This window comes from Ectobacillus ponti, from assembly GCF_024294785.1.
GTDB classification, from domain to species: domain Bacteria; phylum Bacillota; class Bacilli; order Bacillales; family Bacillaceae_G; genus Ectobacillus; species Ectobacillus ponti.
On record NZ_JANCLT010000015.1, the window covers coordinates 1 to 20,973 of the forward strand.

Below are 20,973 nucleotides of genomic sequence, written 5' to 3' on the forward strand. Positions count from 1 at the left end.
ATTTTTAATAAAAAACGGAGCGGCAAGCCTCTGCACTTTTCGCTGCAATTCTCTGCACTTTCTGCTTGCAAAAAACAGGTCTGGGGCTGAAGCTGCTGCAGCCGGCTTCGCTTTTCTTAATAAAATCCGCAAATGCCTTGTCCGTTGCCCTGCACCTTGTCCGGCATTCTTCATAGTATGATAGCAAGAGTACAAGGAGGTGAACAGAGATGGGTTATTATGGCAATGGCAACGGTAATGGCAACGTTGCGGGAGCTTCCGGCAATGGATACCGCCGCCAGTTCGGCTGGTGCGGATGCGGCCACCCTCAAAAACAAAATGTGGCGCCTGCAAACACTTGTGACAACAATGACAGCATTGTAAACTTCCTGAGATCCTTGAGCCCAGGCACTTGCGTGGTTCTGCAATATGACCACCAAAGACCGGCAAAAGGCATCTTCCAAGGCTTCCAAAACGGCAACTTGATTCTGTCTGATTACAACGGCTTCCCTGGATTGGTGCGAATCAATCCTTGCGAGGTGAATGCAGTGTCCCCTTTCACAGCGGGATGCAAGGACTGCTATGATTACGAGTAATCAGGAATCGGGATTGAAAAATCCACAGATGTCTGATCTTCTCAGATGCACCTTGTCCAATTGAGCAGCATAGAATACAGTGAACAAGCAGAGGAGGTGAACAACTGATGGGTTACTATGGCAATAACGGCAATGTGGCCGGCGCTAACAACTACAACTGCAACAAGAACAACGTGGCTGGTGCCAACACTTATAATTGCAACAACAATGACAACATTGTAAACTTCCTGCGTTCCTTGAGCCCAGGCACTTGTGTGGTTCTGCAATACGATCACCAAAAACCGGCGAAAGGTATTTTCCAAGGCTTCCAAAACGGAAACGTAATTCTGTCCGACTACAATGGTTTTCCTGGACTGGTGCGTTTGAATCCTTGCGAAATCAACGCGGTGTCTCCTTTCAGCAACTGCTTTAATGACCATGATGATCATCATGGACATTCCGGCCGTTACTAAACCGGACTGAGCAGCAGAGAATACACTAAACAAGCAGAGGAGGTGAACAACTGATGGGTTACTACGGCAATAACGGCAATGTGGCCGGCGCTAACAACTACAACAACAACTACAATAACAACAATGTGGCTGGTGCTAACAGCTACAACTGCAACAACAATGACAACATTGTAAACTTCCTGCGTTCCTTGAGCCCAGGCACTTGTGTAGTTCTGCAATACGATCACCAAAGACCAGCGAAAGGCATTTTCCAAGGCTTCCAAAACGGAAACGTAATCCTGTCCAACTACAATGGTTTTCCTGGACTGGTGCGCTTGAATCCTTGCGAAATCAACGCGGTGTCTCCTTTCAGCAACTGCTTTGATGATTGTGATGATCATCACGGGCATTCCGGCTCCGGCCGTTACTGAACAGACCGGAAGCAAGAGAGTTCACGCTCTCTTGCCTACATAGCTACAAAATGACAATGGCTTGAATGGCGCTGAGCCGGATGCGCGTCACCTTGCCCTTTACAAGAAAGATCGCATAGCCCCGGTTTTTCCCTTCATATTGTGCGCGCATAAAACCGGAGTTGTCGAACCAGACCGAGACCCGGGTGCCGGGCGTCAGGTCGTGCAGCAAATCCTCATCCTCCTGGAGCCGCGGTTCAAAGTCCCAGTCGGGACGGTGCCGTCCACGGCGCGGGTAGTCAAAATCCCACATGCTTGTAATCCCCCCTTAGTCCACCATATTCGGCCTGTTCAAGAAGGGTGCTCCGGCAGATGTCTAACTTTCAGCAGGAAGCTGGCTCCACATAGATGACATAGCAGCGGCGGTCTTCATCGATTTCCGCAGAATCCCGCTTGCGCAGGCCGACTGCGGGAATGTCGACGTAATCCTTAAGAAGGTAGCGGACTGCTTCCCAGTGCGGCCGCTTGTAGGGGTTGCATACAAGCGCGTACAGAAGCGGAGTTTGGGAAGGCGCCTGATATTCGCGGAATTCAATGTGCACACCATCCTTGTAAAATGGTTCTGCGTCGGTTCGGACAGCCGGACCGAGGTCCTCTACGACCAACACTTCCTCCTGCTTCTCCATCTCATTGGATACCAGCTGATACTGTCTGTCCTGAATCACAAGGTAGTCACATAGCTGCCGGGCGTATATTTCGTCCGGATCAATGCTTCCTGCTGGGTATGTATAAATAGGCTGATAGGAAGCATCCGCGCGCAGTACATAATACGTAAGTTCCATTGTTTGGAAGACCCCTTCCTTCTTTTTTGCTTTCATATTATCATATAATATATGACAGAGACAGAAGTACATGAGGGGGCTTGTTGATGAAGCGGACAACAAAGGTTATGCTGGGCGTAATGGCCGCAGTCGGTGGAGCCGGCTGCAGCAGCGACGACGCATCGCTGCCGCCCAAGCCAACTGATCCGGAGTGCGGGCGTTACGAATTCGATTATGATGACGGGGTATGGGAATGTGAGGATACAAGCTCCAGCCATTACGGCCATTCCTACCATGGCGGCAAGTATTACTCGAGCAAGAGCAAGCTGTACAGCGATTCGGGCTATCAGTCGTATCGGAACAGCGCGGCCTTTAAAAGCGGCTTTGGCTCAGGCTCCAAAAGCAGCGGCTCATGAAGCGGGAAGCCTTCTACCAAACGGTCCCTGATTTCTGGCCGGATTTGTACGGAGAGCCTTATGCACTCTACGACCTTTCTTATATAGGAAACCAGCAAAAGCAGGAGATGCGGGAGGCAACGGAGCGCGCCGGCCGCATCTTTTTCAAAATAGCGGCACTGCTGCGCCGGCTGGATGAGAACACCTTGCGGGATATGCTGTATCCACAGGAGGCAATTCCCTTTTTGCGCCTTGCCTCCCGCCTGCCGGAGAGTGTGATTGCCCGGTTTGACCTGGTGCGTGTGCAAAACACATGGAAGGTGCTGGAGTTAAATGCGGATACCCCCACCTTTATCAAAGAGTTATATACAGTAAATGGGCAGGTCTGCCGGCACTTTGGTGCGCATGATGTGAATGAGGGGGAGGAAGTGCGGCTGCGGGCTGCTGTGAGACAGGCTGTTGCTGCTGTGCTTCCTCCTGATGGATATGTAGTATTTACAGCGCATGATGACCATGTGGAGGATAAGCTGACTGTACAGTACCTGCAGTCTCTGTATCATGCGCCCTCGCGCTTTGTGCCGCTGCACCAGCTGCAAATTGTGGAGGGGCAGGGGTTGTATGACGAAGCAGGCCGGCGCATTGATGTTCTATATCGGCAAACCTTTCCAATTGAGAGTCTATTGCTCGATGGAGAAATTGGTCTGATGCTGCTGGACCTTGTCTGTAAGGAGAAGCTGCAGCTGATCAATCCGCCCGCGGCCTTTTTGCTGCAAAATAAAGCGGTGCTGGCCGTCATTTGGGGACTCCATCAAGAAGGAAGCGCCTTTTTTACAGAAGAGGAGCATGGCTGGATTGCGCAATATTTTCTGCCAACCTATTTTGAACCCGATCCATTTTTGCAAAATTCCCCCTTCGTAAAGAAGCCGGTATTCGGCCGTGAAGGAGATACGGTGGAGCTGTATGATTTTCTGGGAAATAAGGTGGAGGAAGAGAAGGAAAAATCCTACGGACAGTACGGGTTCATTTACCAGCAGTATGTGGAGCTGCCGATGATACAGGCAGCGGGGAAGGAATGGCGGCAGGTGTTTGGCAGTTTTCTGATTGCCGGCCGTCCGGGGGCAATCGGCTGCCGGGCCGGCGGCTTCATCACAAATAATTTGTCCTGCTACTTGCCGGTGGGGCTCGAAAGTGGGCCTGTCTTGAAATAAAAAACAGACCGGTGAATTCTTTTCTGGCAGCTTCTCTCTTATCAGGTGAAAAAGGGACATTGACACAAACCTTTTTTCGACAAGAGTCATATGATAGAAAGATGAAACGAGAAGCGAGTGATAGGCGTGTGGTTAAACTATTGCATTTCCTGCTGGAAAACACCGTTTTTCAAAATTTGCTGCAAGATCTTGACATAACAGTTTTATATGTCGAGGAAGAGACTGGGCAGACGGACGTGACAGAGGAGCTGCAGCCAAAATGCTTATTTGTGGCACACAGTGCGGAGGAAGGACAGCGGCTGGCGGCTGAAGTACAGCCGGATGTCATTCTTCTGAATCTCCCCGTCTCACGCGCCGAGCTTTTTATGAACCTGGTGCAGTCTGCACGTGTTATTGTGATTTGCCAGGAGGAACAGGCAGCTGTTTGGAGACTGCTGCAGAAGGGTGCCCGGCATTTCATACTGCCGCCGGTAACACCAAACCGTGTCCTGGAGGCTGTACAGGAAAGCCTGTATGACCTTTCTCTGAAGCGGGAAGTAACCCGCCAACGGGATATGGTCAGGGCTGTTTTAGAATTTCAGACTGACCTGCTGTTCATTTTAGAGGATGACCAGGTTATTGATTGCAATACCACATTTTTGCAATTTTTCGGCTATGAGGATTTGCTGTCCTTTCAAGAAGAAGTGCTGAGTGTAGCCGATTTCTTTCTGGAGGAGAAAGGATATTATTGTCCGTTGAATAAAACGATGTGGGTGGATGATTGTGCAGTGGAGCCAAAAAGAGTCAGGATGAAGAATGTGGAGGGGAAACCGCGTGTCTTCTATGTGAGAGCCTCCCAGCTCCCTGATGATGTGACGCGGTTCATTGTGCTTTGCACAGACATTACAGAATTGGAGCAGGACTATAAGGAAAATGAACGCCTTGCTGTAACAGATTCTTTAACGGGCTTGTATAACCGCTTCAAGTACCAAGCGCTGCTGGCGGAGCAATGGGAGAAGGCCTACTACGGCTACGATACCTTTTCCGTTGTACTCATGGATGTTGACCATTTTCAAAGCATCAATGATACGTACGGGCATGATTATGGAGATTTGGCACTGGTTCAGCTGAGCGATTTGCTGCGCAAGCATATGCGCCCGCAGGATACATTGGCGCGCTGGGAAGGCGGAACCTTTGCGTTGCTGCTGCCGCATGCCACAGGCAGGCAGGCTTTTCAGTTTGCTGAGTCCCTGCGCTTCTTTGTGGAAACAAAGAAGTTCACGGGCCTGCCGAAGCTGACTGTGAGCTTTGGGGCAGCCCAGCATGAAATGGGCATTGGCCGGGAGAAAGTGCTGCAGCGTGCGGAAGCGGCGCTGCAGCAGGCGAAGCGCAATGGCAGGAATCAGGGATGGCTGTTTCGAAAGGAAAAGAAATAAGAAGAAATCGCAGCAAAAAGTTGCGATTTCTTTTTATTTCCGGATAATAAAACTAGGAGGTGCGGAAGATTGCGCATAAGGAAAATGATCATATTGGCATGCTTGGTCGCCGCCGCACTTGGGGTAAAGTACTATGAGCATTTGCAGGATCCGCATGTTCCGCTTGGCACGGGACCGGGCGGGGGGATTTCCTCCGGAGGCATTCCTACAGGCAACAAGGCCGATGAGAAGCTTGCTGTCCGGTTGGATGAATATATGAGGCAGCAAGGCTTTAACGGGACCTTGCTGGTACAGCGGCAGGGCAGAACTGTGATAAGCAAGGGGTACGGCTACGCGGATGCGCATGAAAAAAGGCTGAATACGCCGGATACGAAGTTCATCATCGGTTCGATTACAAAGTCATTCATAGCGGCATCCATTCTGCAGCTGGCGGAGCAAGGGAAGCTTCATATAGATGACAACGTGCATCACTACATCCCTTCCTTCCCGGAAAGCAAAGGTATAACCCTGCGCAATCTCTTGCAGCACACCTCCGGTCTGCCCAACCGGAGGTATGAGCATGGGAGAGAAGCCGTGAACGCTGAGGACCATGCGAAGCTGGTGCAATGGATTGGCAAACAGAAGCTGCAATTTCAGCCTGGAACCGGCTGGATGTACAGCGACCGGAATTACATGGTTCTCGGCTATGTGGTGGAACGGGTATCCGGCCAACACGCAGAGGATTACGTCCGCGAGCATATGATCCGAAAGGCCGGGCTGCAGCATACGGCAATCGGCCGGCCCGCGCAGGCTGACCCGATGCTCTCGACAGGCTACAAATCCGAAAACGGAAAATGGCAAGTCGATGCAGGCTTGAATTGGCCATGGCTGTACTCCTGCGGAAATGTATACATGACAGCAGGGGACTTGGTGCGCTTTGATCAGGCGCTGATGGACGGCACCTTGGTTTCCACCGAAAGCGCCAGACTCATGCTTATACCCAGTGCTGTCAAAAACTACGGCATGAGCTTTTATCAGACAGATCTATGTGAGTTTAACCATGGGGTCATTTCCGGATGGGATGTGTACAATAATTTTAATTTGCGGGATCATACATTTGTTATTGTCATGTCCAATGCAGTTGATTATTTGCCCAAGGATTTCAATAAGACCGTGCAGAAAATGGTATGGGGTCAGGATGGAGGAGAGAATTTATGAACATTGGTTTTATCGGTACCGGAGTAATGGGAAAGAGCATGGTGCGCCATTTGCTGAAGGGCGGCCATACTGTGTACGTGTATAACCGGACAAAGGAAAAGACGGACGAGCTTGTGCAGGAAGGCGCCATTTGGGCAGAAGCACCGAAGCTTGTTGCGCATCAGGCGGACGTGGTCATGACTATGGTCGGTTATCCGTACGATGTGGAGGAAGTGTATTTTGGCAGCGAAGGGCTGTTGGAGCATGCCAAGCCGGGCACAGTCTTTATTGATTTTACGACCTCCACGCCGACGCTGGCGAAACGCATCTACGAGGCGGCAGCCGCAAAAGGGATGTCAGCGTTGGACGCGCCTGTATCCGGCGGCGATATCGGAGCGCGGGAAGCGCGTCTGGCCATTATGATGGGCGGAGATGAAGAGGCTTTCGGGCAGGTGCAGCCGCTGCTGCAGCTGTTGGGAACAAATATTGTGCTGCAAGGGCCGGCGGGAAGCGGCCAGCATACGAAGATGTGCAACCAGATTGCCATTGCTTCCAATATGATTGGGGTATGCGAGGCCATCGCTTATGCAAAAACAGCTGGCTTGGACCCGGAGCAAGTGCTGCAAAGTATCGCCACAGGAGCAGCAGGCAGCTGGTCGCTCAGCAATCTGGCGCCGCGCATGCTGCAAGGCAACTTTGAGCCTGGCTTCTATATTAAGCATTTCATTAAGGACATGAAGATTGCTTTGGATGAAGCGGAACGGATGAAGCTGGAGCTCCCGGGCCTTTCGCTGGCAAAACAGATGTACGAAGAGCTGGCTGCACGCGGTGAAGAAAGCAGCGGAACGCAGGCGCTGTATAAGCGATACATACAGGAATAACAGGGCATAATCACTGTGCTCTGTCCATGCAACAACAGCATTTGAGTTCTTACAAATGATAGCAATGAAAAAAGCCCTCACGCGCGAGGGCTTTCTTCGTCTGCCACAGTGAACGGAATCACCTGTGCCAGCACCGGCTTTTTGTATGTACGCTTGTAGATGAAGAGAATGCACAATGCCGCGACCGGAACCGTTGCATAATACGTGAAAATGATACCGCTTACAAGAGTCAGTACAAAGCTGTAAATCCCAAGCTCAAATTCTTCTTTTAAGAGGCCGACAACTGCGGGCACCAGTCCGCATACCATGGCGATCATGATCGTTTCGATTAAGTACATATCACTTCATCCCCCTATATATAGTTTGAACTCTCTCCTTGATTAGATTATAACACATCGTACACAAAATTTTCAGATTTTATTCAAAAAATGTTCAAAATTTTGTAAATTTTTGTTCACAAAGAGAAAAAAAGGAATACCTTCGGATATGGCTGCCCATAAGAGAAAGGGAGTTGAGCAGCTTCTCACAAAAAAAGAGCCGCGCAGATTATGGCCGCGCGGCTTTCAAAGGAGGATGTAAATATATGTAGAGCCGGCGGGGAAGGAAGGGTGGGGCCCCTCGTAGTCCGCCGGACATGCTACCCAGACTTAAGCTTCTTGTGCTGCCTCTTCGTAGATTGGCACCCAGCCTTCAGTTGTGATGAAGATGCGAACCGCTACAACTTTGCGGTCGGACATCAGTGTGAAGTAGTGGCGTGTGTTCTCCGGAACGGAAATCAGGTCGCCAGGGTTCAATTCTACATCGAAGAAGCCGCCATCTTGGCTCTGAATCACGAAGATGCCGTGGCCGCTTACGATGAAGCGCACCTCGTCATCTGTATGATGATGCTCGCGCTGGAAGTTTGTCAGCAGCGTATCCAGGTTTGGCGTTGTATCAGACAGGGAAATGACGTCAGCTGTCTGGTAGCCGCGGCGCTCTGAAATATCCTTAATTTCCGCAGCGAATGCCGCCAGAATTTCCTGCTTGTTCTCATCTGTCAAAGCATAGTTTTCCACCAGGTGGGCAGGCAGCTTTGTGATATCCCAATGCTCATACAGAACAGTCTGCTGCTCCAGGAATGCAGCTACCTCTTCCTGATTTTCAATGCGTACATTTGTGTCGTGAATGCGAATTTGCGCCATTATAATTGGCCTCCTTTTATAGGTTGAAGTGATAATAATGCAAGGTGAAAACGGAAGAGAAACTCATAAGCTTCCAATCTCCGTTTTGCATCAAAGGTATCCTTGCCCCACACGGTAATGCCGTGATTGCGAATGAGTACAGCTCCGGTGTCTCCCTTTACATGCGGCAGGAACGCCTCGCCCAGTGTGGGGATGTGGGCATAATTTTCAATGACCGGGATGGAGATGCTTGCGCCTTCCTCCCAAATGTCCAAAGCCTTGATAATTTCCTGGTCCTGCAGAACAACGTGGCCCTCTTGTGCGTACAGGCTGGAGATGACATTGTTCTCCACTGTATGGACGTGGAGAACACAGCCGGCACTCGTATTGTTATAGACATGGACATGCAAAATGGTCTCGGCGGACGGACGCTGATGCGTCTCCATTGCCGGGCGCCCGTCGCGGTCCACCAGCAGGAAGTCATCCGGCGTCGTTTTTGTTTTATCCTTGCCGCTGGCGGAAACAAGGAAGGTGAGCGGCTCATCGCTTACCTTAACGGAAATGTTGCCGCTTGTAGCCGGGAACCAGTCCTTGGCCGCCAGCTCCTTTTTCACATCGCTCAGCTCCTGCCAGCGTCGAAACAGCTCCTTCATCTTGCCACCTCCAGCAGCTTTGCCAGTTCTTGCTGTACATCCGCGAAGGTTTCAAACGGCGTGTAAGGAATGCCGAGTTCTTCGCATTTTGTAATCAGGAAGTCACGGGCAAACACTTTGTCTGCAAGCTTGGCTGCCTGCAAATCTGTGATGGAATCACCAATCAGAATTTTCATGGCGCCTGGTTTTCCGAGCTTGCGGATCAAGGATGGCTTGCATAAGCCGCAAGCGTTGCCGCAATGCCCATCGCACGGATGAATCCAGTCCACATGGATATGTGTGCCGGAAAAGTCGGTTGCGTTGCAGTAGACATGGTCCCGTTCCACCAAGCCATCCAGCATGGGATGGACAAAGAAGTCCATCCCGCCGGAGATTACGTAGAAATCAAGGCATTGTTCCTTGGTGAACTGGACGAATTCCGGGAAGCCCGGGCGGATGATGCCGGTTTCTTTCACGAAGTTCACGATATCCTCCTTCAGGGAAGAAGGGAGGAGGGCGAACATACGGCTGACGCCCTCACGGATGGAAATCTCCTGAGCCAGCACCTGATCTTTAATCACATTCGTTTCAGGCGGGCCGAATTGCTTCATGATGGCAATAATGTTATCGCTCTTGGTGATGGTGCCGTCAAAGTCGCAAAAAATCTGAATCATGCCTTCACCTCAGTCGGGTTGCCCCAGAGGCGAAGGGCAATTTGCAGATCTTCATCCTCATACTGGCTGAGCGGAGTGCCGGACAGCACCGCATCGATGGCAGCGCGGAACGCTTTGCCGCCGCCGGCCGCGCCATTTGGATGGCCATGCACGCCGCCGCCCGCATTGATGATGGAATCCTTGCCAAAGTCGCTGATTAACAGCGGCACCAGACCTGGGTGAATGCCGGCGCTTGGCACAGGAATGGTGCGCTTGAACGGCTCCTTTTCATCCAGGCAATCTGCCGCGATGCCCAGTGCCTGGCCGCGGTCGAGCGCCACGCTGCCGTACGGAGACGGGAAGAGCGAGAAGTCTGCGCCTGTGAGGCGAAGCAGCTTGCCGAGCAGGAGCGGATTTGCAAAGCCATAGAATTCGGATGGTGTCAGCGCGCCGCTCACAGATGGATGCGCCATGATTGGGATGTTAATTTCTTCATCCTCCGCCAGTGCCTGCAGGACGTCGAGGCCGTAGGCAAAGACGTTAAACAGCAGGACATCGGCGCCAAGCTTGGCCGCCAATTTTGCTTTCTCCTTCAGCTCGAAGGTGCGGCCGGACAGATTCACCGCGTACAGTGTACGGTGGCCGGTTTCCGCGTATACCTGCTCCAGCACCTCCTTGCCGGCTTGAATGCGCTCCGCAAACGGCGTCAGCGGGTTGTCGAACAAAATTTCATCGTCCTTTACCAAATCCACGCCGCCAAGCGCCTGCTGGCGAAGCTGATCCTTTAAGTAAGTAAGGTCGCGGCCGATGACGCCTTTGAAAATACTCATTAAGAGCGGGCGGTCATAGACACCGAGCTTTTCGCGGATGCCTTCCAAACCAAACTTCGGGCCCGGGAAGGCCTGCTTCAGGTCATCGGAGAATTCCAAATCCACCAGCTTAATTTCGCCGTCCAAGGACAGCTTGCCAAATGCTGTAACAAGAGCTGCCGGAAGGTCATGGCTGAAGTTTGCTGCCGGGTAGTGAATCTTCAATAAACCGCGTGTTACCTGTTTGCCAAGATACTCGTTTGCTTTCGGGTCTTCCGGCAGCTCTTCAATGCTGATGATGGAGCCTTTATGCTTTTTCAGCTGCTGCTGCTCCAATAGCGGCAGGTCTGTCCAAGATCCGATGGTGAGACCGAGGGCGATGCCTTCCGCTTTTTTTACTAGATTATGGGAACTATCATGTATGAGATACGTAGCTGTAATGCCGCTCATGGAAAAACCTCCTTAGTCAATAAAAAAAACCTCTCGACAAGGAGAGGTTATATACCTGATCCTTATCTATCAGCTCGCGCGCTGTGAGAATTAGCACCGTGCCCCTTAGGGTCGGTTGCCGGGCTTCGTAGGGCTCATCCCTCCACCTGCTCTTGATAAGTAGAAATGTTATGAAATTTCGCTAATTGGATTCTGACAGAAACGTATCAGGTTGTCAATGGTTTTTGGAAAATTTCCAACCTTGCGATGCGGGAAACCGCTTCGCGGATGCGTTCTTCTGTATGCAGCAGACCAACGCGGACATAGCCCTCGCCGTGCTCGCCGAAGCCGATGCCGGGCGCAACTGCAACATGGGCGTGCTCGAGCAGCAGATCGGCGAAGGTTTGGGATGTATAGCCTTCTGGAACCGGCAGCCACGCAAAGAATGAGCCTGCCGGCGCCTTCACATGCCAGCCGATTTCATGGCAGGCAGCCACAAGCGCCGCACGGCGGGATTCATACATGGCGACAAGCTCGTCCACACAATCCTGCGGCTGCAAAAGCGCTTGGCGCGCTGCTTCTTGTACCGCGCCGAACATACTGACATACATATGATCCTGCAGCAGATTGATTGCTTCAATCACACTCGGATTGCCGACAGCGAAGCCAATGCGCCAGCCAGCCATATTGTACGTTTTGGAGAAGGTATAAATTTCAATGCCAGTTTCCTTTGCGCCCTCTGCCTCCAGATAACTCACCGGCTTTTTCCCATCAAAGCCGATGGCGCCGTAGGCAAAGTCATGGACGACCAGGATGTCATGCTGATTGGCAAATGCAACTGTTTCCTCAAAGAATTCCTTCGTGGCAACAGCGCCGGTCGGGTTGTTCGGATAGTTGAGGAACATGAGCTTTGCCAGATCCGCTGTTTCCGGCGCGATGCTGCTGTAATCCGGCAGGAAGTCGTTCTCTGCCAAAAGCGGCATCATCTCCATCTTGGCCTGCGCCAGCGCCACACCGGACCAATAATCCGGATAGCCGGGATCCGGAACAAGGATGGTGTCGCCAGGATTGGTGAAGCAAATCGGCATTTCAATCAGGCCGGCTTTGCCGCCGAAAATAATGGCAACTTCTGTTTCTGGATCAATTTTCACGCCATATTCACGTTCGTAGAATACAGCCACAGCTTCTTTTAAATCAGGGCGGCCGCGGAACGGCGGATATTTATGATGGATGGGCTCTGCAGCCGCTTCCTGTAGTGCTTGTACAATATGAGAAGGAGTCGGCTGGTCTGGGTTGCCTTGTCCGAGATTGATAACGTCATGTCCGGCAGAGATGACTTTGTTTACCTTTTGCACGAGTGACGCGAAAAACTGCGTTGGCAGCTCTGTCAGCACGCGGGCCGGCTGAAATTGTTTCACGTGTTTCACCTCTTGTAAAAAATGGTTGCAATACTAGTGACCAATCATATATCGTATTGGTAAGTTTGTAAAGACCAAATTTTCAGAGAGTGAGGGTTTGCGATGAAGGTGGCTTGCCTGCAAATAGATATTGCATTTGGAGATATAGAGACGAATATAGAAACTGCTTCCCGCGCATTGGCGGAAGCCATGAAGGAGCAGCCGGATGTGGTGGTGCTGCCGGAATTATGGACAACAGGGTATGATCTGACACGGCTGGACGTGCTGGCAGATGAGAACGGTGAGAAATCCCGCGCGCTGCTGAGCGGCTGGGCGAAGGGATATGCGGTGAACCTTGTCGGCGGGTCCATCGCCAAGCGTACCGAAACAGGCGTGACGAATACGATGTACGTATATAACAGAGCAGGGGAGCTCGTAAGCGAGTACAGCAAAGCTCACTTGTTCCAATTGATGGATGAGCATAAGTATTTGGAGGCAGGCAGCAGCGAGCACAGCTTTGAGCTGGAGAATGTTCCATGCGCCGGCTTCATCTGCTATGATATCCGTTTTCCGGAATGGCTGCGTGCGCATACCTCCAAGGGGGCGCAAGTATTGTTCGTAGTGGCGGAATGGCCGCAGCCGCGCCTGGCGCATTGGCGTACCCTGCTGCAGGCCCGGGCAATTGAAAATCAGTGCTTCGTGGTGGCGTGCAACCGTGCCGGCAATGACCCGGCAAATGTATTCGCCGGACATTCCCTTGTCCTTGATCCGTGGGGCGAGGTGGTGGCAGAGGCGGGCGAAGCGCCGGAGCTTCTGGTGGCGGAACTGGACTTTGCCAAGGTTCCGGAGGTGCGGCGCGGCATTCCGGTCTTTGCGGACCGCCGCCCGGATTTGTATCAGTAATTGAGATGCGGACAGCTGATGGGCTGTCCGCATTTGTATATCGGTCGATTTGGCCGCCGTTTCAGCAAAAACAGGGAATTTCACAGAAAGCCGCCGTTTTTGCTGTAAAAAAGTTGTTGACATTGCGATTTCGCAACTGTATAGTCTTGTTCAGAAACTCGAAACTTTCTGAACAACCACATAATTCTCTTATCAAGAGCAGGCGGAGGGATTTGGCCCGATGAAGCCCAGCAACCGGCCGTAATACCATTGTGAAATGGGGCGCGCGTCATGCGCCTAGTAAGGCACGGTGCTAATTCCAGCAGAAAGTATACTTTCTGGCAGATAAGAGGGGAGAAGACTACTTCAAACCTCTTTCGTCATGGAAAGGGGTTTTTCTTATGAAGAGCCCCAATAATTACTAGGGGGAAAAGACATGGCATATCAACCACTTACAGAAGAAACAGCCATTGCGCTGGCAAAAGAGATTGGCTATTTTTCACAGGAAGCAGCAGTAACGTGCAGCGAAATCGGCGATGGAAACCTGAATCTTGTCTTCCATATCCGTTCCGGCGAAAAAGGAATCATCATTAAGCAGGCGCTGCCGTACGCGAAGGTTGTCGGCGAAAGCTGGCCGCTGTCCCTGCGCCGCGCGACCATTGAAAGCAACGCACTGACAACCTTTGCGAAATATGTGCCGGAGCTTGTGCCGGAAGTATATTACCATAATGAGGAGTTAGCGGTCACCGTGATGGAAGACCTATCACACATGACCATTTCCCGCAAAGGCTTAATTGAGGGCGAGGATTATCCGCTCCTGTCACAGCATATCGGCACATTCTCGGCAAAAACGTTGTTCTATACTTCCGACTTCGGCTTAGAAGCACAAGAAAAACGCAAATTAGACGGAACATTCGTGAATCCCGACCTTTGTAAAATTACTGAAGATTTGGTATTTACAGATCCGTTTGGCAATTATGAAACGAACAGTTATGAGCCGGAGCTGCAGGAAGCGGTAGAAGAGCTTTGGAGCGACGAAGCCTTGAAGCTGCGTGCGGCGCAGTTCAAATATAAGTTCCTGACGCGAAAGGAAGCACTGATGCATGGCGACCTGCATACAGGCAGCATCTTTGCGACACCAACAGAAACGAAGGTCATTGATCCGGAGTTTGCGACATTTGGCCCAATTGGCTTTGACCTTGGCCATTTTCTTGCCAACTTGGCGATGAATGCCATTGCCCGCCCGGCAGATAAGCGTGAAATTCTATTCTATCATATTGAAAACACCTGGAAGGTATTTGCTGAGACCTTCACCACATTGTGGGAAACAGCAGAGACAGAAGCATATACGAAGCAGACTGGCTGGCTGCCGCTTGTGCTGGAGGATATTTTCGCGGATATTGTGGGCTTTGCCGGCTGTGAAATCATCCGCCGCACCATCGGCTTGGCGCATGTGGCTGACTTGGATGGCATCGCTGATACAGAGGCGAAGCTGGCAGCGAAACGCCATGCGCTGCGGTTGGGCCGCGCCCTGCTGCTGGCACGCGGCGCTGACATCAGCATCTTCCGCAAGGAGTTTGCGGCAACACAGGAAAGAAAGGAAGTACAAGCGTGAGCACACTCGTAAACGTACCGCGTTCCGTCATTTGGAACGGCAACTCTATTACTCTATTAAATCAAACAAAGCTGCCGACTGAGGTAGAATATAAAGAATTGACAACCATTGAAAGTGTATGGGACAGCATCGTCGCGCTGGAGGTGCGCGGCGCCCCGGCGATCGGCATTACGGCAGCCTTCGGTTTGGCGCAGGCGGCAAGACGCTATGAAACTGCCGATATCACGAAATTTTTGGCGCAGCTGAAGCGCGACCGCGACTACCTCGCAAGCTCCCGCCCAACGGCAGTCAACCTGTTCTGGGCACTGGACCGGGTTGTCCGCAGTGTGGACGATTCGCTGACAGTGGAGGAAGCGAAGGAGCGCCTGGAGCGCGAAGCTTTGGACATCCAGCAAGAGGATGAAGAGGTGTGCCGCACGATTGGCGAAAACGCGCTGACATTGTTCCGGGATGGGGACAAGGTGCTGACCATCTGCAACGCCGGCAGTATCGCAACGGCCCGCTACGGCACAGCATTGGCGCCGTTCTACCTGGCAAAGGAGCAGGGCATCAGCCTGCAGGTGTTCGCCAGTGAAACACGTCCTGTCCTGCAGGGGGCTCGCTTGACCGCTTGGGAGCTGCAGCAGGCCGGCGTGGATGTTACGCTGATTACGGACAATATGGCGGCCAACACCATTGCCGCAAAAGGCATTTCCGCCATTATTGTAGGAGCGGACCGCATCGTGGCAAACGGCGATACAGCCAACAAGATCGGAACATTTAACCTCGCTGTATTGGCAAAATACTTCAATATCCCATTCTACGTGGCCGCGCCGCTGTCCACATTCGACCCGGCGCTGGAAACAGGCGCGGAAATTGTAATTGAAGAGCGCAAAGACGAAGAGGTGACGCATGTGTTCGGCACACGTGTGGCGCCGGAGGGTGTGGCGGTATACAACCCGGCTTTTGATGTGACGCCGAACGAGCTTATCACAGGCATCGTCACAGAAAAGGGCATTCTGCGCGGGAACTATAAGGAAGCAATTGCAAAGCTATTTCTATAAGAAAAGCCAGCTCCCGGGGGGCTGGCTTTTCTTGCATTAAAAAAAGAGAAGCGAACCGCTCAAACGCAGGAGGCGGCTGCTTCTGTCCATAGGGTCACTGTGCTGTAGAAGCTATGTAATAGCTTTGTTTCATTATAGTTATATATTGCGATTTTTTCAAGACTTTTCAGGAAGAAAGAGGCATGTCTGGAAGATCTCACATACATTCCCCTGGAATCATCCATAATAAGGAAGACATAGAAAGGGGAGATTGCGATGACAGTGCTTGTGTTCGGGTTATATGCAGCTGTGCTTGTTGCAGTCATGGCGATATTTGATGCTATTTTGTTCCAGCAGCCCTATCTGACTTCCCTGCAGCACCTTGTTTTTTGCCGGGAGAATCGAATGACCGTCTACTTTACGCTGGCAGTCGGCGGCTTGTGGAGTGCTGTCAGCATGTACAGCAGCAAAAAGCGGGCGGGGCAAGTGTGATGAAGGAGAGAGAAAATATCACAATCTGGCAGTTTCTGATTCTGATGCTCAACTTTGAAATTGGCAGTGCTGTTGTTGTCGGCATCGGCACAGAGGCGAAGCAGGATGCCTGGATTGCCTGCTTGGCGGCAACAGGCTTGGGCATGCTTCTCATCAGTCTGTATTACAAGCTTTCCCAGTTGTCAGACAGGAAGCATCTCTATGGTATTTTCGGGCTGGCTTTTGGAAAATGGGCCGGGCTGGCGCTTTCTTTTTTGTACACTGTCTATTTCATATATATTGCAGCAAGGGTAACGCGTGATTTCAGTGAACTCATCAACACGGCCATTTTGCCCTATACACCTATGGAGGTAATCATCTTTACGCTGACCTTTCTGGTGGCTTACATGGTGTATAAAGGGATTGAGGTGACAGGCCGGACAGCAGAGGTGTTTTCACCGACAGTCTTCATCTTCATTTTTGCCATTATTATGATGCTCTGGGCCAGTAAGGGCATCCACTTCAACAGCTTCCGCCCAGTGCTTGGCGATGGCCCCATGCCGGTTCTGCGGGCTGTCTTTCCGGGTCTCCTTACCTTTCCATTCGGCGAGCTAGTCACATTTTCGATGGTGCTGCCGCTCGTGTCGGATGTAAAACAGATCAAGAAATACAGTCTGATTGGAGTGGGAATCAGCGGCATGCTGGTGACGCTGGCCGTAGCGGTACAAATTGCCGCGCTTGGCTCCGAAACGCGGGGACGGGCAAGCTTTCCGCTGTTGGGGACCGCCAAGAATATTTCCATTGGCGAGTTCGTGGAGCGGGTGGACGCGCTGATTGTGTTTGTGATGATGCTGGGCATTATCGTGAAATCGGGTATTTTTCTATTTTGCGCCTTACAGGGAATTGAGCACTTGACAAGCAGGCCGTACCGGCAATTTGTATTTCCTGTCTCGATGATTGTCGGCATGAGTGCTGTGCTCGTATCCTACAACTATGCCGAGCATTTGCAGGAGGGTGTGGAATTTGTCACCCGGTACGTCCATGTGCCGCTGCAGATCGGCATTCCGGGCCTTGCCTTGCTCGTGCTGTGGATCAAGCAGCGAAAGGAGGGGGGCGGCCGTGCCGCAGCAAGCAAAACCTAAGGGCAGTACGCCGCTTGCACCACATGCAACGGCAAACCAAAAGAGGATTACGGAAGAGTTCGGCCAGACGGATGATTTTAAGAAAATCCCCGTCAGCATAGCGGGAACGGAGGGTGTGCTGCTGTACTTCAGCACGCTGGTGGACAGCAAAGAAGTGAGCAAGCAGGTTGCGGAGGCCTTGACGCAAACCGATTTGTCCGGACAGCCACACTTGAGAGGAACGGAGCAACTGGAGGCTTTGCGCCGGACATTTTTAAACGGTGTGCCCTACCAATACATTCAAGACCTGGAACAGGCGGTGCAGGCTCTGCTGCGCGGAAATGTTCTGCTGCTTGTGGAGGGGCTGACAACTGCGCTGGGCCTGCAGATGTCTGCTGTGCAAAAGCGGTCAGTCGTGGAAGCCAGCACGCAAACCGTGGTGCGCGGACCGAAGGACAGCTTTGTTGAGGCGCTTGCCGTCAATAAGGCCTTGGTGCGGCAGCGGCTGCGCAATCCCAAGCTTAGGTTTGAATCCTCCAACATCGGAGACGACACGAAGACGCGGGTCAGCATCGCTTATATAGAAGGCAAGGTGCCTGAGCATATCGTGAAAGAAGTCCGGCACCGCATCGGGCAAATCTACGGTGATGCCATTTTGGATTCAGGACAAGTGGAGGAATTTATTACAGATAAGGCATTTACCTTGTTTCCAACCACTTATAGTACAGAACGGCCTGACACAGCCTGCCTCCATCTCATACAGGGAAAGGTGGCTGTTTTGGTGGACGGCAGTCCGTTTGTGCTGACCGTTCCCACCGTTTTTAATGATTTCTTTCAGGTATCAGAGGACTATTATCAGCCGTTTCTTATGTCCTCCTTCCTGCGGATCATCCGTTATTTGGCTTACTTCATCTCCCTCTTGCTGCCCGGCTTGTATGTGGCGTTGACAACCTACCATTATGAACTGGTGCCGACGCCGCTGCTTGTCAGCATTATCAGCCAACGGGAGAATGTTCCGTTTCCGGCAGTGGTGGAGCTGTTCATCATGGAAATCACGTTTGAAATTCTCCGGGAAGCCGGCGTCAGGATGCCGCGGGCTGTCGGCCAGACTGTTTCAATTGTCGGGGCTCTTGTCATTGGCCAAGCTGCAGTGGAAGCCGGGGTTGTTTCGACAGTCATGGTAATTGTGGTTTCCTTAACTGCCATTGCCAGCTTTGTGTCGCCCATCTACAGCTTTTCCAGCTCATCCCGGTTGCTTCGGTTTCTTGTGGCCCTTGGAGCGGGTGTGCTCGGGCTGTACGGCATCCTGCTTGTGACAGCTGCCATGATTATTCACCTCGTATCGCTGCGCTCCTTCGGGGTGCCGTACTTTGCCCCGATTGCCCCGCTGATTGAACAAGACCAAAAGGATGTATTTCTCCGTATGCCGGCGTGGGCGCTGACAAAGGGCTATCGGACATTCCGGCTCCCCTTTCATGTCAATCGCAGCCACACCTCCACGCCAATCTCGGACCATCAGCCGGAGGAGGAGTCATGAGGAAGCTGCTGCCGTTGTTTCTGTTGTTGTGCTGTCTTACGGGCTGCTGGGACCAAGCGGAGCTGAACCAGATTTCGCTTGTGACCGGAATGGGACTGGACGCCGGGAAGAAGCACCGTTATCGGCTGAGTGTGGAAGCGCTGAATGCCACTGAATATTCCAAGGGGCAAAGTGAAGGCGGCTCTTCTCAATCTGTCGTTGTTTCCATTGAAGGAAACTCCATGCATGAGATTTTGGAACGCATTCATACGAAAATTGCCCGTGAGCTTGTCTTTTCGCATATGCAGCTGTTTGCGGTCAGTGAGGAGGTGGCCCGGCGGGGGTTTGTGGATGTGCTCGACTGGCTCGAACGCAGCCGGCAGGCCCGAAACCGGCTGCAGCTTGTGGTTGCCAAGGATGCCACCGCACAGGAACTGCTGCGCACGACATATCCGATTCAAAAGGTCAGTACCTTTAAGCTCCGCAAGCAAATTCATTCCGCCAGCCTCAATTGGGCCATCAGTCCAGAAACCCATCTGCGGGAATTCGTGCAAATGCTTGTGGAACCGGGCAAGGAAGGGGTGCTGCCGGCTTTGACGTTGAAGGGAGATAGAACCAAAACAGGCCGGATGGAACAGGAAACACTGCCTGAACCAGTGGTGACCATTTCTAACTTGGCTGTATTTAACAAAGAAAAGCTGGTTGGATTTCTGGAACTGCAGGATACGAAAAGCTACATGTGGGTCACGAATCAGATGAACCGGGATCAGGTATCTGTCTTGTGTAAGCCGGGGAGCAAAAGGTCCGTGATGGCCCGGCTGTATGACACTCATGCGGAAGTAAAGGCCTCCTACCGGAATGGCCGGCCGTATTTCCATATCTATATTACCCAGGAAGGGCGCATCGATAATACGGAATGCCTGCAGCCGCTCGCGGAACAGAAATCCTATGCGTATTTCAACAAGCTGCTGTCCAGGCATGTGGAACAGCAGATCCTGTCCACGATTTCGCTTGTCCAGCGGACATATAAGAGTGACATTTTTGGATTTGGCGAGCATATGTACCGGCAGCAGTATAAGCAATTTAAGGAAATTAAGGATTGGGATGAAGCGTTTGCCCGGGCAAAAGTGACGGTGCAGGTGGATACGAATCTAGTCCGGTCCGGCATCCGTACGAACACATTTATTCAGGATATCGAGTAAATTTGCCGCTTTTTTGCCCTCAGCTTTATATATAGGGCAGAAGGGAGGGGAGAGTACATGGAAGAATGGGTTTCAAACATCGGCAACGTCGGATTTCCCATTGTTGTAACGCTGTACCTGCTGCACCGTGTGGAAAGCAAGCTCGAAGGCGTTATTTTGGCAATTGAGAAGCTGCCGCAGCAGATGCGGGAATCATAATGGGAAAGAAGGGGCCCGAGGCTCCTTCTTCTTTTACATTTGTGCCGGCATCGCTTATAGTAGTGCATGAGCGTCATATTTTACATAAAAGGAGCGGGTTCTAATGTCCAAGCAATTTGATTTGGTGCGCGGAGGACTGCTGAAGTTTCTCGGTGAGGTGACGGAGGAGACGGCAAACAAGCAGCCGCAAGGGTTCAACAACAATATTCTGTGGCATGCCGGCCACGTGCTGGTCGCAGGTGAAAAGTTCATGTTCGGCTATCCGGAGAAAACACAGCATCTGCCGTTGGAATATGGCAAGCTGTTCAGCCCTGGCACAAAGCCAGCCGATTGGAGCGGGGATGTGCCGGCTTTATCCGAGCTGAAGGCACAGCTGGAAGCGCAGGCTGCGCGTATTCGGGAGCTGCCGGAGGACTTGTTTGCACAAAAGCTGCCATTCCAATTTCCGTTCGGCAATCTGGAGACATTTGGCGACTTGTACGGTCTGATGATTGTTCATGAGGCAGACCACGCCGGCCAAATGAAGGCCATGAAACGCATTCTTGGTTAAAGCC

At 51.9% G+C, this 20,973-nt stretch carries 24 protein-coding genes, 1 pseudogene and 2 riboswitches; of the genes and pseudogenes, 17 read left to right on the forward strand and 8 right to left on the reverse strand.

Features of this window, described 5'->3' with window-relative positions:
• The first annotated feature begins 209 nt into the window (after positions 1-209).
• The 3 genes from NK662_RS19990 (at position 210) to NK662_RS20000 (ending at position 1,437) form a co-directional block, all read left to right on the forward strand.
• The gene (locus NK662_RS19990; protein ID WP_254760730.1) at positions 210-575 is read left to right on the forward strand and encodes a hypothetical protein; all 366 of its coding nucleotides are present in this window, start codon (positions 210-212) and stop codon (positions 573-575) included.
• A gap of 107 nt (positions 576-682) precedes the next feature.
• A complete protein-coding gene (locus NK662_RS19995; protein WP_254760731.1) occupies positions 683-1,027 on the forward strand; it encodes a hypothetical protein in 345 nt (114 codons plus the stop codon).
• A 53-nt stretch (positions 1,028-1,080) separates the two neighbouring features.
• Complete coding sequence (locus NK662_RS20000) at positions 1,081-1,437, forward strand: hypothetical protein (RefSeq protein WP_254760732.1); 357 nt, start codon at positions 1,081-1,083, stop codon at positions 1,435-1,437.
• 43 nt (positions 1,438-1,480) lie between these two features.
• On the opposite strand, the gene NK662_RS20005 is transcribed toward NK662_RS20000, so the two are convergent.
• Both NK662_RS20005 and NK662_RS20010 read right to left on the reverse strand, forming a co-directional pair.
• Positions 1,481-1,729, reverse strand: coding sequence for a hypothetical protein (locus tag NK662_RS20005; RefSeq protein WP_254760733.1), 249 nt, complete (start codon positions 1,727-1,729; stop codon positions 1,481-1,483).
• A 70-nt stretch (positions 1,730-1,799) separates the two neighbouring features.
• Positions 1,800-2,258, reverse strand: coding sequence for an RNA helicase (locus NK662_RS20010; RefSeq protein WP_254760734.1), 459 nt, complete (start codon positions 2,256-2,258; stop codon positions 1,800-1,802).
• A gap of 86 nt (positions 2,259-2,344) precedes the next feature.
• Between NK662_RS20010 and NK662_RS20015 the strand changes: the two genes are divergently transcribed.
• From NK662_RS20015 to NK662_RS20035, 5 genes are all read left to right on the forward strand, one after another.
• Entirely contained in the window at positions 2,345-2,653 is a 309-nt protein-coding gene (locus NK662_RS20015; RefSeq protein WP_254760735.1) for an aminotransferase yhxA, read from the forward strand.
• Entirely contained in the window at positions 2,650-3,840 is a 1,191-nt protein-coding gene (locus NK662_RS20020) for a glutathionylspermidine synthase family protein (RefSeq protein WP_254760736.1), read from the forward strand. The genes NK662_RS20015 and NK662_RS20020 overlap by 4 nt, the downstream gene beginning before the upstream one ends.
• 128 nt (positions 3,841-3,968) lie before the next feature.
• Complete coding sequence (locus NK662_RS23805; RefSeq protein WP_254760737.1) at positions 3,969-5,255, forward strand: diguanylate cyclase domain-containing protein; 1,287 nt, start codon at positions 3,969-3,971, stop codon at positions 5,253-5,255.
• Between the two features lie 69 nt (positions 5,256-5,324).
• On the forward strand, positions 5,325-6,452 hold the full coding sequence (locus tag NK662_RS20030) for a serine hydrolase domain-containing protein (RefSeq protein ID WP_254760738.1): 1,128 nt from the start codon (positions 5,325-5,327) through the stop codon (positions 6,450-6,452).
• The gene (locus tag NK662_RS20035; protein ID WP_438503644.1) at positions 6,449-7,312 is read left to right on the forward strand and encodes an NAD(P)-dependent oxidoreductase; all 864 of its coding nucleotides are present in this window, start codon (positions 6,449-6,451) and stop codon (positions 7,310-7,312) included. Before NK662_RS20030 ends, NK662_RS20035 begins: the two co-directional genes overlap by 4 nt.
• A 77-nt stretch (positions 7,313-7,389) precedes the next feature.
• Here the strand turns inward: NK662_RS20035 and NK662_RS20040 are convergent, their stop codons facing one another.
• The 6 genes and pseudogenes from NK662_RS20040 to NK662_RS20065 all read right to left on the reverse strand — a co-directional run bounded on the left by NK662_RS20040 (position 7,390) and on the right by NK662_RS20065 (position 12,413).
• Positions 7,390-7,650, reverse strand: a complete 261-nt coding sequence (locus tag NK662_RS20040) for a hypothetical protein (RefSeq protein ID WP_254760740.1) — start codon at positions 7,648-7,650, stop codon at positions 7,390-7,392.
• Between the two features lie 309 nt (positions 7,651-7,959).
• On the reverse strand, positions 7,960-8,493 hold the full coding sequence (locus NK662_RS20045) for a 1,2-dihydroxy-3-keto-5-methylthiopentene dioxygenase (RefSeq protein WP_254760741.1): 534 nt from the start codon (positions 8,491-8,493) through the stop codon (positions 7,960-7,962).
• Positions 8,453-9,125: pseudogene (locus NK662_RS20050) on the reverse strand (methylthioribulose 1-phosphate dehydratase). The gene NK662_RS20045 and the pseudogene NK662_RS20050 overlap by 41 nt, the downstream one beginning before the upstream one ends.
• On the reverse strand, positions 9,122-9,778 hold the full coding sequence (locus NK662_RS20055) for a 2-hydroxy-3-keto-5-methylthiopentenyl-1-phosphate phosphatase (RefSeq protein WP_254760742.1): 657 nt from the start codon (positions 9,776-9,778) through the stop codon (positions 9,122-9,124). Before NK662_RS20055 ends, NK662_RS20050 begins: the two are co-directional and overlap by 4 nt.
• The gene (mtnW, locus tag NK662_RS20060; protein WP_254760743.1) at positions 9,775-11,016 is read right to left on the reverse strand and encodes a 2,3-diketo-5-methylthiopentyl-1-phosphate enolase; all 1,242 of its coding nucleotides are present in this window, start codon (positions 11,014-11,016) and stop codon (positions 9,775-9,777) included. The genes NK662_RS20055 and mtnW overlap by 4 nt, the downstream gene beginning before the upstream one ends.
• 59 nt (positions 11,017-11,075) lie before the next feature.
• Positions 11,076-11,178, reverse strand: a riboswitch (SAM riboswitch).
• 44 nt (positions 11,179-11,222) lie between these two features.
• Positions 11,223-12,413 carry a pyridoxal phosphate-dependent aminotransferase gene (locus NK662_RS20065; protein ID WP_254760744.1) on the reverse strand — a complete coding sequence of 397 codons (1,191 nt, stop codon included), beginning with the start codon at positions 12,411-12,413 and terminating at the stop codon, positions 11,223-11,225.
• A gap of 102 nt (positions 12,414-12,515) precedes the next feature.
• Between NK662_RS20065 and NK662_RS20070 the strand changes: the two genes are divergently transcribed.
• The 9 genes from NK662_RS20070 to NK662_RS20110 all read left to right on the forward strand — a co-directional run bounded on the left by NK662_RS20070 (position 12,516) and on the right by NK662_RS20110 (position 20,969).
• Entirely contained in the window at positions 12,516-13,295 is a 780-nt protein-coding gene (locus NK662_RS20070; RefSeq protein ID WP_254760745.1) for a carbon-nitrogen family hydrolase, read from the forward strand.
• 186 nt (positions 13,296-13,481) lie between these two features.
• A riboswitch (SAM riboswitch) is annotated at positions 13,482-13,626 on the forward strand.
• Between the two features lie 84 nt (positions 13,627-13,710).
• Entirely contained in the window at positions 13,711-14,889 is a 1,179-nt protein-coding gene (mtnK, locus tag NK662_RS20075; protein ID WP_254760746.1) for an S-methyl-5-thioribose kinase, read from the forward strand.
• Positions 14,886-15,932, forward strand: a complete 1,047-nt coding sequence (mtnA, locus tag NK662_RS20080; RefSeq protein WP_254760747.1) for an S-methyl-5-thioribose-1-phosphate isomerase — start codon at positions 14,886-14,888, stop codon at positions 15,930-15,932. The genes mtnK and mtnA overlap by 4 nt, the downstream gene beginning before the upstream one ends.
• 255 nt (positions 15,933-16,187) lie before the next feature.
• Positions 16,188-16,403, forward strand: a complete 216-nt coding sequence (locus NK662_RS20085) for a hypothetical protein (protein ID WP_254760748.1) — start codon at positions 16,188-16,190, stop codon at positions 16,401-16,403.
• Positions 16,403-17,524 carry a GerAB/ArcD/ProY family transporter gene (locus NK662_RS20090; protein WP_254760749.1) on the forward strand — a complete coding sequence of 374 codons (1,122 nt, stop codon included), beginning with the start codon at positions 16,403-16,405 and terminating at the stop codon, positions 17,522-17,524. Before NK662_RS20085 ends, NK662_RS20090 begins: the two co-directional genes overlap by 1 nt.
• A complete protein-coding gene (locus tag NK662_RS20095) occupies positions 17,502-19,040 on the forward strand; it encodes a spore germination protein (protein WP_254760750.1) in 1,539 nt (512 codons plus the stop codon). The genes NK662_RS20090 and NK662_RS20095 overlap by 23 nt, the downstream gene beginning before the upstream one ends.
• The gene (locus NK662_RS20100; protein ID WP_254760751.1) at positions 19,037-20,221 is read left to right on the forward strand and encodes a Ger(x)C family spore germination protein; all 1,185 of its coding nucleotides are present in this window, start codon (positions 19,037-19,039) and stop codon (positions 20,219-20,221) included. The genes NK662_RS20095 and NK662_RS20100 overlap by 4 nt, the downstream gene beginning before the upstream one ends.
• Positions 20,222-20,278: 57 nt before the next feature.
• Positions 20,279-20,419 (forward strand): YvrJ family protein, encoded by a 141-nt coding sequence (locus NK662_RS20105; RefSeq protein ID WP_254760752.1) that lies wholly within the window; start codon positions 20,279-20,281, stop codon positions 20,417-20,419.
• 103 nt (positions 20,420-20,522) lie between these two features.
• Complete coding sequence (locus NK662_RS20110; RefSeq protein ID WP_254760753.1) at positions 20,523-20,969, forward strand: DinB family protein; 447 nt, start codon at positions 20,523-20,525, stop codon at positions 20,967-20,969.
• Positions 20,970-20,973: the final 4 nt, after the last annotated feature.

Coding starts and splice junctions, on each gene's coding strand:
- NK662_RS19990 (WP_254760730.1), top strand. CDS start 210: ATGGGTTATTATGGCAATGGCAACGGTAATGGCAACGTTGCGGGAGCT.
- NK662_RS19995 (WP_254760731.1), top strand. CDS start 683: ATGGGTTACTATGGCAATAACGGCAATGTGGCCGGCGCTAACAACTAC.
- NK662_RS20000 (WP_254760732.1), top strand. CDS start 1,081: ATGGGTTACTACGGCAATAACGGCAATGTGGCCGGCGCTAACAACTAC.
- NK662_RS20005 (WP_254760733.1), bottom strand. CDS start 1,729: ATGTGGGATTTTGACTACCCGCGCCGTGGACGGCACCGTCCCGACTGG.
- NK662_RS20010 (WP_254760734.1), bottom strand. CDS start 2,258: ATGGAACTTACGTATTATGTACTGCGCGCGGATGCTTCCTATCAGCCT.
- NK662_RS20015 (WP_254760735.1), top strand. CDS start 2,345: ATGAAGCGGACAACAAAGGTTATGCTGGGCGTAATGGCCGCAGTCGGT.
- NK662_RS20020 (WP_254760736.1), top strand. CDS start 2,650: ATGAAGCGGGAAGCCTTCTACCAAACGGTCCCTGATTTCTGGCCGGAT.
- NK662_RS20035 (WP_438503644.1), top strand. CDS start 6,449: ATGAACATTGGTTTTATCGGTACCGGAGTAATGGGAAAGAGCATGGTG.
- NK662_RS20040 (WP_254760740.1), bottom strand. CDS start 7,650: ATGTACTTAATCGAAACGATCATGATCGCCATGGTATGCGGACTGGTG.
- NK662_RS20045 (WP_254760741.1), bottom strand. CDS start 8,493: ATGGCGCAAATTCGCATTCACGACACAAATGTACGCATTGAAAATCAG.
- NK662_RS20055 (WP_254760742.1), bottom strand. CDS start 9,778: ATGATTCAGATTTTTTGCGACTTTGACGGCACCATCACCAAGAGCGAT.
- mtnW (WP_254760743.1), bottom strand. CDS start 11,016: ATGAGCGGCATTACAGCTACGTATCTCATACATGATAGTTCCCATAAT.
- NK662_RS20070 (WP_254760745.1), top strand. CDS start 12,516: ATGAAGGTGGCTTGCCTGCAAATAGATATTGCATTTGGAGATATAGAG.
- mtnK (WP_254760746.1), top strand. CDS start 13,711: ATGGCATATCAACCACTTACAGAAGAAACAGCCATTGCGCTGGCAAAA.
- NK662_RS20085 (WP_254760748.1), top strand. CDS start 16,188: ATGACAGTGCTTGTGTTCGGGTTATATGCAGCTGTGCTTGTTGCAGTC.
- NK662_RS20090 (WP_254760749.1), top strand. CDS start 16,403: ATGAAGGAGAGAGAAAATATCACAATCTGGCAGTTTCTGATTCTGATG.
- NK662_RS20100 (WP_254760751.1), top strand. CDS start 19,037: ATGAGGAAGCTGCTGCCGTTGTTTCTGTTGTTGTGCTGTCTTACGGGC.
- NK662_RS20105 (WP_254760752.1), top strand. CDS start 20,279: ATGGAAGAATGGGTTTCAAACATCGGCAACGTCGGATTTCCCATTGTT.
- NK662_RS20110 (WP_254760753.1), top strand. CDS start 20,523: ATGTCCAAGCAATTTGATTTGGTGCGCGGAGGACTGCTGAAGTTTCTC.